Here is an 11,844-nt window from a genome sequence, read left to right on the forward strand (position 1 = left end):
ATAGCTGATGGGCGTACGATCGTTTCTAAAGCCAGGAGTAGTTTGGGGCGATGATCTTTTGAAACTCTATGAGTATGCAAAAGAGCACTCTTTTGCTCTACCAGCTATTAACGTTGTAGGGACTAATTCTATCAATGCCGTTATGGAAGCTGCCAGGGAAGCAAACTCTCCTGTCATCATTCAGCTCAGCAACGGAGGAGCACATTTTTGGGCTGGTAAAGGACTGGATAACGAAGGGCAAAAAGCAGCCATTCTTGGTGCGATTGCAGCAGCAAAACATGTCCATATCTTGGCTGAAGCGTATGGCGTGAGTGTGGTATTGCATACAGACCACGCGGCAAGAAAACTCCTTCCATGGATCGACGGGCTTTTGGCCGCTGGGGAAGAGTACTTTAAGCTTCACGGCAAGCCTCTTTTTAGTTCCCATATGCTTGATTTAAGCGAAGAGCCACTGGAAGAGAATCTCTCGACGTGTGAAGAGTATCTCAGGCGAATGGCACCGCTTGGAATGCATCTTGAAATCGAACTAGGTGTCACTGGTGGAGAAGAAGATGGTGTGGACAATACCGGTATTGACAATGCGAAGCTCTATACCCAGCCAGAAGAGGTTGCTGAAGCGTACAAAAGATTAAGTAGCATCAGTCCATATTTTACCATTGCGGCAAGCTTTGGAAATGTCCATGGAGTCTATAAGCCGGGACATGTACGGTTGGAGCCTATTATTTTGAAAAACTCTCAAGAATATATTAAAAAGCATTTTGGTATCGATAAAGAAAAACCTGTGAGCTTCGTTTTTCACGGAGGAAGTGGAAGTGAACTCTCCAAAATCCATGAAGCGATCGATTATGGTGTCGTGAAGATGAACATCGATACCGATACCCAGTGGGCATTTTGGAGTGGAGTGAAGGGATATATCGAAAAATATCACGACTATCTCCAAAGCCAGATAGGAAACCCTGAAGGGGAAGATAAACCAAATAAGAAATATTACGATCCAAGAAAATGGCTTCGAGAAGGTGAAAAGAGTATGAAAGCCAGAGTCATTAAAGCCTACGAGGATCTTCGAAGTCTCAATGTAAACTAAAGCAGCAGTTATGGCTGCTTTAGACAGGACAAACGGTTAGTCTCATCCTTGTTTTATAATCTTCTTTGAGCAAAAATTGCTGAGGTTTAGAGAAACAGAAGCTTTGCCAATTGAGATTGATATGTTTTCCTATCAAATAACTTCCCCGATTGCCGTCTATTGCAATAACTTCGATATTGCTTCCTTTTGGAATTTTAATAGTACTACTTTTTGAAAATTTATGAATACTTCCATTAATTTTTAATGTTACGGTAGGTGTTTTATGGTGATTCCAAAGAGTCTCATCATGAATAAGCTGATCGATAGAAGGAGCAAGTTCAATTTTGTATCGTTTAAAAAACTCTCTTAGCATGACAAGATGAGTATAAATTTTTTGATCGAGACGAAGCTGTTTTGAAGCTTCGATACAATAAGCCTTGATATCATGCTGCAAACACCAGCCTGTTAATGCGTTTCGCTGCTCTTTGTGTCGTGAGCTTGTAAATGTTCTTGTGTTGAGTAGTCCCAGTTTATAATGGGCAAAATGGGGATTCGCATCTTTTAAAATAGAAGAAGCCTCCTCATAAAGATGAAAGTTTTTATATACATTTTCATCAATAACAATAGATTGTCCCCAATGGTTAGGATTTTTCCTAGCAAAACCGTATCCATCATGCATAGATATGACAACATCTGGCCGAAATTCCAAGATAGCCGATTTTAAAAGCTCAACAAAATATCTATCCGGGTCTTTTTTATCTATATGGGCAAATTTTCTGTTCATATCTCCGTTATAGCCTCGCATTTTGGCTAGAATGGAGGTGAAGTTGCTACGTGGGATAATGATAAGCTCACCTCGTTTGATATCGCAATCTACTAAAAGATCGCTTGCTTTATAAGCCCCGATTTCATTACCATGAATCCCTCCAATTATCAAAACTCGCTTCCCGGGGAGTTTTCCTTTTTTTACATGGTATTCAAAAGGTTTCTTCATTAGATCGATGTGGACTTTTGAACTATTTTTAGCAAAAAGTGGAGATGCGCTTAGAAGTGCACTAGTTATTATAAATTTTCTTCGGCTAAGATTTTCCATTTTCCATTTTCCTTTATGATGTACAGTATCTTCTTGCCGTGCCATTTATAGTTGTTGGATCGATAATCCATATCGAACGAGGCAACATAGATATGACCGTAATCGAGTACTCGTCCATCTTTTGTCACATAGAGATTTTTAAGAGTAAGTTTGATCCACTTTTTTCCTTGTGCCACTTGCTTTTTGTATTCGGTAAAACTCTTTTTATCGCCGTATCGACTGATGAGGTGATCGCTGTAGCAATCAATATAATCTTTATATTTTCCATTCACACTCTGTTCCCACGATTTCTTCCAATGATACAAGAAATATCCTAAAGATAGCTTTGTATTTTCAAAATTTTTTTTGTCTACATAGGAAAAATCATCGACTATTACTATAGGTGTTTTTTTAGGTATAACAAATGGTTTAATTTTTGTAAAATTCTTATTCGTTACGACAACACACCCATTCGAGCTAAATGGTTTTCTTTTGTCGTCATTGGTAGCATGCAACCATATTCCGTCACCTGTTTTATGATAGATTTTTTTGTCGATGATGTTGGGATAATTAAGGGGAAATGCTCCTACTCCATAAATTTTATTGAGTTTTTCTTGGGGTATAAACCATTTGGGAAAATAGACTCCATTGGGAGTTTTTTTATCTCCGGCTTCTAATTTATCACCTTGCCGTTTACCTGTGATACAAGGAATTTCTATTGTTCGTATAAATCCATTTTTTCCATAGATGAGTTTGAGTTTCTGTTCATTTTTACTTACGACAATGACGCTAAAACTCTTTGGATGGACAAGAAGATTTTCAAGTTGTTTATCGTCGGTATGGGAATCGGTTTGTAAAAGTGAAAGTAAAAAGGCTGCACTTCTTTTATCACCGTGACGAACAAGATCTAGTACCTCTAGCTCTATTTTACTTTTGGGATCAAGATTTTTTAAAAATTTTTCAATATCATCTATTTTTGCATGAGAAAGATTAACAAAAGACTCAGCAAAAAGAAGCGAAAATGTAGTAAAAAGAATGATGAATATATTCATTGATTGCACCCTTCGTCGAAGATGTTATAATTTATTAATATAATACTATATTGGAGATTTGAAATTGTTTAAACCCTCACCTGTAGAAACGGTGCGTTATAAAAATCTCTCTTTTTATCTTAAACGTGACGATCTCCTCCATCCGGATTTTAGCGGCAATAAAGCACGAAAACTCTTTTTTTTGTTACACAATCCTCCAAAGAATATACAAAAAATTATCTCTTATGGTTCAATGCAGTCTAATGCTATGTATTCACTCTCAGTTATAGCCAAAATGAGGGGATGGGAGTTTGAATATTATACAAGAATCAATGAAAAGCTTTTACAAAATCCAAAAGGAAATTTAAAAGCGGCGCTTAAAAATGGGATGAAGCTAAAAGACATTAGACATTGGACATTGGACATTGGAGATTTGAATTTACTTAGTGAGTGTAAAACAATAGATGACGTAGTAATCGTGCCAGAAGGTGCAAGATGCAAAGAGGCTGAAGAGGGGATAAAACTGTTGGCTCAAGAAATTATGGAGTGGGCTGAAAATGAGAATATAAAACAATTGAATATCTTTTTACCTTCAGGAACGGGTACCACCGCTCTTTTTCTACAAAAAAATCTATCCCGATTCCAGGTCTTTGCCGTCCCTTGCGTAGGCGACAAAGAGTATCTAAAAAAACAGTTTTTTGCCTTAGAAGCAGATGAGAAGTTTCATCCAACCATACTTGAGCCACCCAAAAAATATCATTTTGGCAAACTCTACAAAGAACTTTTTGCAATATGGCAAAAATTAAAGGAACAGACAGGAGTCGAATTTGATCTGCTATATGATCCAATTGCTTTTAAAACGATAATTTCTAACTCCCGATTCCCAATTCCTTTTTTATATATCCATCAAGGAGGTCTTAAAGGCAATGAGACGATGATAGAGAGATACAAGAAAAAGTTTGATACAATCAGATAAATTTCACAAAAGGTGGAGTATGAAAATACTTGAAACAAAATCCAGTAATTTTTCCAAAGAATTTGAAGCTATTTTACAAAGAGCCCAAGAGGACAATGAATGGGTGATGCCTATCGTTACAAAAATAATAGAAGAGATTAAACATGATGGAGATAAAGCTCTTTTTGAGCACATTGCAAAGTTTGATCATTGGCAACCAAAAACGGGTACGGATCTACAAATTGATCAAAGCTTGATGCAAAAAGCATATGAGCAATTGGATGAAACATTGAGAGACGCTCTTCATCTGGCTTATGATCGAATCAAAAGATATCATGAAAAGCAGCTGCCAAAATCATGGGTCGATTTTGAAAAGAGTGGGACGATCTTGGGACAAAAAGTGACACCTGTTGAAAAAGCGGGACTCTATATTCCAGGAGGAAAAGCCGCCTATCCAAGCAGTCTACTGATGAATGCAATTCCAGCACTCGTTGCGGGTGTGGAAGAGATCGTCGTCACAACACCTACGCCTCACAATGAACCAAACCATCTATTATTGGCTGCTTGCCATTTGTGCGGTATCGAAAAAGTATATAAAGTGGGTGGGGCGAGCGCTATAGCCGCTTTGGCGTATGGAACTGAGTCTATACCGAAAGTAGATGTCATTACTGGACCTGGAAACATATTTGTAGCGACGGCCAAAAGGCTGGTTTTTGGCGAAGTCAACATCGATATGGTTGCGGGGCCAAGCGAAATCGGCATTATCGCCGATAGGAGTGCGAATCCAAAATATGTTGCAATTGATCTACTGAGTCAAGCAGAGCATGATGAGATGGCGAGTTCCATTTTGATAACGGACTCGGCTGAGCTTGCACAATCTGTCAGTGATGAAGTAGAGCTCTTTTTGCAAAATCTTCAAAGAAGAGAGATTGCCCAAAAATCGATTGAGGAACGGGGTGCCATTATCGTTGCGTCCAATATGGATGAAGCGGTTGAACTTATGAATACCATCGCCCCTGAACACCTTGAGATCATGACAGCAAATCCTTTTGATCTGCTTTCAAAAATCAAGCATGCCGGTGCTATCTTTTTAGGTGAGAATACGCCTGAGCCGATTGGTGACTATATTGCAGGACCCAACCATACCTTGCCAACGGGCGGAACGGCAAGATTTTATAGTCCATTAAATGTGGAACATTTTTTGAAAAAGAGTTCTATCATCAATTTTTCGCGCCAAGCGATGCAAGATATTGGTGATGCTGCCGCCATTTTGGCACATACCGAAGGACTTGAAGCGCATGCGAAATCCATAGAGATAAGACTAAATAAATAGGAAGGGAAGATCATGGACTTAGGGCTCTATCCGGAAGTCAAACGGGCGAAAAAGTTTGATTTGAAAGATGCTGTTCGCGTTGTCATCGCACTGCTGTTTATTCTTGGGGTTATGTTATATGTCTCGATGTATGCTAAAGGAATAGAACATCAAACACTTCTTGTAGTTGCCGCTATTTTTGGTGGGTATATGGCTATGAATATCGGTGCAAACGATGTTGCCAACAATGTTGGCCCGGCTGTTGGAAGCGGTGCTTTATCAATGATGGGGGCTATTGTTATAGCAGCCATTTTCGAAGCTGCCGGAGCGCTCATTGCAGGAGCGGATGTTGTTGGAACCATTCGAAAAGGGATTATCGATCCAAATCTCATTGCAAATACACAAGTCTTTGTCTGGCTTATGATGGCTGCGTTGTTGGCCGGTGCCATCTGGCTCAATCTTGCTACTGCCATAGGAGCTCCTGTTTCTACAACCCATTCCATTGTGGGCGGTGTTATGGGGGCTGGTATTGCAGCTGCCGGGTTTGCTGCTGTGAGTTGGCCAACTATGGGAAAGATTGCAGCTTCATGGGTGATTTCGCCTTTGCTTGGAGGTGCGATAGCGGCTCTGTTTCTATATGTCATCAAAAAAAATGTTATTTTTCAAGAAAACAAGATCGAAGCGGCGAAAAAGTGGGTACCACTCTACATAGCCATCATGAGCTGGGCTTTTGGAAGTTATCTCATTATCAAAGGGCTCAAACATATTGTTAAAGTTCCATTACCAACGGCGATTGTGATAGGTTTTTTTATTGCGCTGGGGATCTATTTTTTTGTGAAACCGCTGATTGTAAAAAAAGCGGATCGTTTGGAAAATGACCGGGAGTCCATCAATATTCTTTTTACTATTCCTCTAATTTTCAGTGCCGCACTTCTTAGTTTTGCTCATGGGGCAAACGATGTGGCAAATGCTGTCGGGCCGCTTGCCGGGATCAGTGATGCTATTATGAGCGGAGATTTTGGGAAAAAAGCGCCGATTCCTCTTTGGGTTATGATGGTGGGAGCGCTTGGTATCGCGATAGGATTGGCGCTATATGGACCAAAACTGATACGAAAAGTTGGAAGTGAAATTACCGAGCTTGATCAAATCAGAGCTTTTTGTATAGCTTTGGCTGCAGCAATTACCGTGATTGTCGCTTCTGCATTAGGACTTCCTGTTAGCTCTACACATATTGCCGTTGGAGGCGTTTTTGGAGTCGGGTTTTTACGTGAATATCTGATGCGTTTGGAAGATAAGGTGAAACAAGAAGAGGAGAGACTCAAAGAGGAGTTTCAAAAAGCTCATATAGAAGAGGAGCTGGAAAAACTGAGCGAGTACAAAAGAGCTTTGGAAGCTTTAGGTGATCCCAAAAAGGCGGATCCTTTTATCGTAAAAGCGCTCATAGAGAAGATCAATAGAGAAAAAGAGGTGATTGCGAAACTAGAGCATGGGCAGATAAAATTGACGAAAATCGAGAAAAAGGCTTTGAAAGCGCTCAAAAAGTATGAACTTGTTCAAAGAAGTGCTTTGAAAATGATTGTAGCGGCATGGCTTATCACTGTGCCAGCAGCGGCAGTATTGGCAGCTATGATCTATTTCATGATTCGGGGGATTATGCTACCTTGATGTATGATTTTGAAAAAAAGGTTCGATACTCTTTTTTTCATTCTTTGTCTCAAGAAGAGCAGGAGTTTGTCAAGAAAAAGGCGTATGAGTACCGCTTGAGTGCCAATGAAATCAAGCAGCTTACCGACATGGCCATTGATCTGGCTATGTGGGATGAAAAGAGTCTTCGGGATTTATGGGTCGATGGTCCGAAAAAAGAGGTATTGAAAAAGATAAAAGAACAATATGAGCGTATTAAAACAAAGCCAAAAAATTATGACGGTTTTGAGATAGATAAAGAAAAAACGCATAAAATCCGTTTTACTGAAGTTGACAAAAAGCTTGGATTTGGAATGTGCCCGGTGGCCAGTCCAAAAACACGATGTTGTAATCTTTGGACTCTGGACATGGTGGAATCTTGCGGATATGACTGTAGTTACTGTTCGATTCAGAGCTTTTACAATGAAGATACTATTACATTCAATACAAATCTGAAAGAAAAACTGCTTGCTTTGAATATTGACCCAGGAGAGATTTATCATATCGGGACCGGCCAAAGCAGTGACAGTCTCATGTGGGGCAATCGTGGTGGAGTGCTGGAAGCACTCATCGCTTTTGCTGAAAAATATCCAAACGTTATTTTGGAGTTAAAAACGAAAAGTGACAATGTCAAATATCTGCTTGAACACGACTATCCTCCGAACATAATTGTTACTTGGAGTCTCAATCCGCAAACCATTATAGACAAGGAGGAGCGACTTACAGCTTCTTTGCAAGAGCGTTTGGAAGCAGCCAAAAAAATCCATGATAAAGGCAGGTTGGTAGGTTTTCATTTTCATCCGATGGTTTGGTATGAAGGGTGGCAGCAAGAGTATGGTGAGATTTTTGACACATTGATCAAAACTTTTGATCCAAGCCTGGTGGCGTTAGTTTCTCTCGGGACATTGACATTTATCAAGCCTGTCATCAAAAAGCTTCGGAAACGGGCAATGAAAAGCAAAATTTTGCAGATGCCTCTAACAGATGCTGCCGGAAAACTCTCCTATCCGTTAGAAATCAAAGAGCAGATGTTCCGATTTGCATATGATGCATTGGCACCTTGGCGCGGGAAAGTCTTTTTCTATATGTGCATGGAAGATCACTCCTTGTGGAAAAAGGTATTTGGATATGAGTATCCAACCAATGAGAGTTTTGAATTGGATATGAAATACAGTTACTTGGCAAAAATATTACAAATACAAAATAAAATGGGAACAATTTATGAATGATTACAACTTTAAAAATTTAACTTTTTTATTTGTTGAAGATGAAAAAATTATAAGAGATAATATTTATGACATTTTATCACCTTTTTTTAAAAAGATTTACGTGGCTAAAAATGGACAAGAAGGATTGGAGATCTTTAAAAACCATGAAGATATCGATTTGATAGTTACAGATATCGTAATGCCTGAGATGGATGGTATTTCTATGGTAGATGCAATTAGAGAGTTTGATAAAGAAGTACCTATTATCTATGTAACAGCTTTTAGTGAATCGGATCTTTTGATAAAAACGATAAAACAAAAAATATGTGGGTATATTTTAAAACCAATAGATGTTGAAGAGCTGTTGAAAGCTATCAAAAAGGCTGGTGAGATTATTGAAGCAAAAAGATTAAGAGAAAAATTAAAAGATATCAATGAGTATCTGCAAAAAGAGATTGAAAAGAAGACCGAAGAATTAAGAAAAATAGCCTTTTATGATGAGTTAACAAATCTTCCAAATAGAAACTCTTTGATTCAAGATTTAAAAAGACTGGAAAAACCTATAGTAGTATTATTGGACATTGATTCCTTTAAAACAATAAATGATATTTATGGGATAGAAAATGGAAATTATGTTTTAAAAGAGTTTTCTGGTTTTTTAAAAATTTTTGAAAAAAAATATGGGGGGAAATTTTATCGTTCAGGATCTGATGAGTTTGTTTGGTTGCAAGATAATCATTTTGAAGAAGAAAAATATAAAAAAATCATAGAGGATATGATAGAGTTTATCTCTTCTCAAAAAATATATTTAAAAGGATATGATTTAGGGATATTTGTAGATATCACTATAGGTGTCGGATTTGGGAAAGAGAATCCATTGGAAAAAGCAGATATGGCTTTAAGTAAAGCGATAGAAAATCATCAAAGATACTATATCTTAAAAAATGATGATACCTTGAAAAAAGAGTATGAACACTATATGGAAATTTTAAAAACGATAAAAATAGCTATTAGAGAAGATGGTATCGTTCCCTATTTACAATCTATAGTTGATAAAGATGGGAATATCAATTATTATGAAGCTTTAATAAGGATAAAAACCGGTAGTACTGTTTTGGTTCCTTACCAATTTCTAGAAATTTCAAAAAAAGCAAAACTCTACAATAAACTTTCAAGCGTAATGATAGATAAATCTATGCAAATTGCAAAAGAGTTTGATCGACATATAAGTATAAATCTTTCTTATCAAGACCTGGATAATAAAAAAAATATGGAAGAGATAATACAAAAAGTTAAATATTATGATATTGGTAAAAAAATGGTATTTGAGATTACAGAAAATGAAGCAATAAGGGATTTTAATAATATCTTGAAATTTATAGAAATAGTAAAAAAATATGGGGTAAAAATTGCAATTGATGATTTTGGAAGCGGTTATTCGAATTTTGAGTATCTCTTGAAAATGAAACCTGATTTGATCAAAATAGATGGATCCTTGATCAAAGAGATTTTAGTGAATGAAGAAGCACAATATATTGTCGAAACAATCTCTCATTTTTCAAAAAAATTGCATATTCAAACAGTGGCAGAATTTGTGTCTTCACAAAAGATATTTGAGAAATTGAAAGAGTTAAATGTTGACAAATTTCAAGGATACTTTTTTGATAAGCCGAAAAGTTATGTGTAAGAAGTGGAATGTTTAAAAAATATAATTTGGCAAATCTTTCGTTAAGGTATAAAATAGCTTTAATGTTGATTGCACTTTTGTCTCTTCTTGCTTATTTGAATCTTACAAATCTCATAAAAAAGCAGTCTAAATACGCAGAAATTATAAATATCAGTGGTAGACAAAGGATGTTATCCCAGCAGATTGCCCTTTTTGCAATATATTACAAAACCAAAGATTTGAAACAAAAAGCCGAGTTAATGGAAAAATCCCACAATTTTCTAATATCTTTAAAAAATATGCCATTAAGGGTTGAAAAAATATTTTTTGAAAAACCGGTCTTTTTGGATAAAAGGGTCAAAAGATATATCCAGGAGGCAAAACACTTTTATGAAACGAGAAGTGGAAAAAGTTTATCGTATATATTGACTCATTCGCAAACACTGTTAAAAGATCTAGATAGAGTTGTATATGAGTATCAAAAAGAGAGTGAAAGACAAACAAATGAACTTGTAAAAAAAGAGCAATTCATTTTGATTTTAACTCTTTTAGCACTATTGATTGAAGCATTATTTATTTTTAGACCGGCCATTAAGAAAATAGAAGAATACATGAAGCAACTCTTTGACGAAAAAATGTTTGAAGAGGCTATCGTCAATTCAAGTCCGGTGGCAATCATTGCAGTCGATGAAGAGATGAAAGTAAATGTTTTCAATCAAAATGCTAAAAAGATTTTTGGTTTTGAAAAAGAGGAGATGAGAGATAAAAACTCTTTGAAAAATATTATTCCGGAAAAATACTATGAAGCACATTTAAAAGGTTTTACCAACTTTATAAAAAGTGGGATTTTAAAACATGATAACAAACCTTTGGAACTTGAAGGCAAAAGAAAAAATGGTGAAATTTTTCCTATACGAGTCTCTTTTGGAACAACAACCTTGAACGATAAAAAAATTGTCATTGCAAATATTGAAGATATACAATTAGAAAAAGAGAAAGACAAGATTTTACTTCAGCAATCAAGAATAGCTGCTTTAGGAGAGATGATAGGAAATATTGCACATCAGTGGCGTCAACCTTTAAATGCGATTAAAATTGTTGCGAGTGGCTTGAAAATGAGGAAAAAAACTGGTCTTTTAAAAATGGAAGATATCGATAAAGATATAGAAAAAATTATGAATTATACAGATTATCTTTCGCAAACTATTGATGATTTTAGAAATTTTTTCAAACAAGATAAAACAAAAGAGAAGTTTAATGTATTAGATGTTGCCAAACGTGCACTCTCTTTGGTTGAGGCTTCTTACGAGCATCATAATATCAAAACGGTTTTTGAATATGATCAAAATATGGAATATTTTTATGTAGGCTATCCAAATGAGCTTGCGCAAGTTTTTTTAAACATTTTAAATAATGCCAAAGATGTATTGATTGAAAAAAATATAAAAGACAAAGTTGTAAAGATATCACTGGCTCAAACGAAAGAGAAATTGGTTGTAGAAATTTGTGATAATGGTGGAGGTGTAGAAGACAGCATTATGGTAAAAATTTTCGACCCTTATTTTACTACCAAACATAAAGCCCAAGGAACCGGTATGGGGCTATATATGAGCAAACAGATAATAGAAAAACATTTCCATGGATTTTTAAGCGTTAGAAATAAAAAATTTACAATAGAAAATAAAGAGCTGTATGGCGCTTGTTTCAAGATAGAACTACTCTTTCCTCAGAATGAGAACTAAAATCGTTATTCATGTTTTATTTCTTGGGTAGTTAATTTCATTTTTAAAAATTTTCTGTTTCTATCAATTTTTTTTATCGACTCTCAAAGATTATTTGACTAAATCACTGTAA

Annotated in this window: 9 protein-coding genes; 7 read left to right on the forward strand and 2 right to left on the reverse strand. The window is 36.3% G+C overall.

Annotation, left to right across the window (positions count from 1 at the left end):
• Positions 1-7 precede the first annotated feature (7 nt).
• Positions 8-1,084, forward strand: coding sequence for a class II fructose-bisphosphate aldolase (fbaA, locus tag JG735_RS03085; protein ID WP_201335370.1), 1,077 nt, complete (start codon positions 8-10; stop codon positions 1,082-1,084).
• 19 nt (positions 1,085-1,103) lie between these two features.
• Here fbaA and JG735_RS03090 read toward each other — a convergent pair whose 3' ends face one another.
• Both JG735_RS03090 and JG735_RS03095 read right to left on the reverse strand, forming a co-directional pair.
• Entirely contained in the window at positions 1,104-2,156 is a 1,053-nt protein-coding gene (locus JG735_RS03090) for a M14/M99 family metallopeptidase (RefSeq protein ID WP_201335371.1), read from the reverse strand.
• A complete protein-coding gene (locus JG735_RS03095; RefSeq protein ID WP_201335372.1) occupies positions 2,126-3,187 on the reverse strand; it encodes a murein L,D-transpeptidase family protein in 1,062 nt (353 codons plus the stop codon). Before JG735_RS03095 ends, JG735_RS03090 begins: the two co-directional genes overlap by 31 nt.
• A 58-nt stretch (positions 3,188-3,245) precedes the next feature.
• Here JG735_RS03095 and JG735_RS03100 point away from each other — a divergent pair, with 58 nt between their 5' ends.
• From JG735_RS03100 to JG735_RS03125, 6 genes are read left to right on the forward strand one after another with little or no spacing between them, the layout of a single operon-like run.
• Positions 3,246-4,142 carry a 1-aminocyclopropane-1-carboxylate deaminase/D-cysteine desulfhydrase gene (locus JG735_RS03100; protein ID WP_236584211.1) on the forward strand — a complete coding sequence of 299 codons (897 nt, stop codon included), beginning with the start codon at positions 3,246-3,248 and terminating at the stop codon, positions 4,140-4,142.
• A gap of 19 nt (positions 4,143-4,161) precedes the next feature.
• Positions 4,162-5,454 carry a histidinol dehydrogenase gene (gene hisD, locus JG735_RS03105; protein ID WP_201335373.1) on the forward strand — a complete coding sequence of 431 codons (1,293 nt, stop codon included), beginning with the start codon at positions 4,162-4,164 and terminating at the stop codon, positions 5,452-5,454.
• Between the two features lie 12 nt (positions 5,455-5,466).
• Positions 5,467-7,098, forward strand: coding sequence for an inorganic phosphate transporter (locus JG735_RS03110; protein ID WP_201335374.1), 1,632 nt, complete (start codon positions 5,467-5,469; stop codon positions 7,096-7,098).
• The gene (locus JG735_RS03115; RefSeq protein ID WP_236584213.1) at positions 7,020-8,345 is read left to right on the forward strand and encodes a spore photoproduct lyase family protein; all 1,326 of its coding nucleotides are present in this window, start codon (positions 7,020-7,022) and stop codon (positions 8,343-8,345) included. The genes JG735_RS03110 and JG735_RS03115 overlap by 79 nt, the downstream gene beginning before the upstream one ends.
• On the forward strand, positions 8,338-10,011 hold the full coding sequence (locus JG735_RS03120; protein WP_201335375.1) for an EAL domain-containing response regulator: 1,674 nt from the start codon (positions 8,338-8,340) through the stop codon (positions 10,009-10,011). Before JG735_RS03115 ends, JG735_RS03120 begins: the two co-directional genes overlap by 8 nt.
• 8 nt (positions 10,012-10,019) lie before the next feature.
• Positions 10,020-11,732 (forward strand): ATP-binding protein, encoded by a 1,713-nt coding sequence (locus tag JG735_RS03125; protein WP_201335376.1) that lies wholly within the window; start codon positions 10,020-10,022, stop codon positions 11,730-11,732.
• The last annotated feature ends 112 nt before the right edge of the window (positions 11,733-11,844 follow it).

This window comes from Nitratiruptor sp. YY08-10 (genome assembly GCF_016629565.1).
GTDB lineage: Bacteria > Campylobacterota > Campylobacteria > Campylobacterales > Nitratiruptoraceae > Nitratiruptor.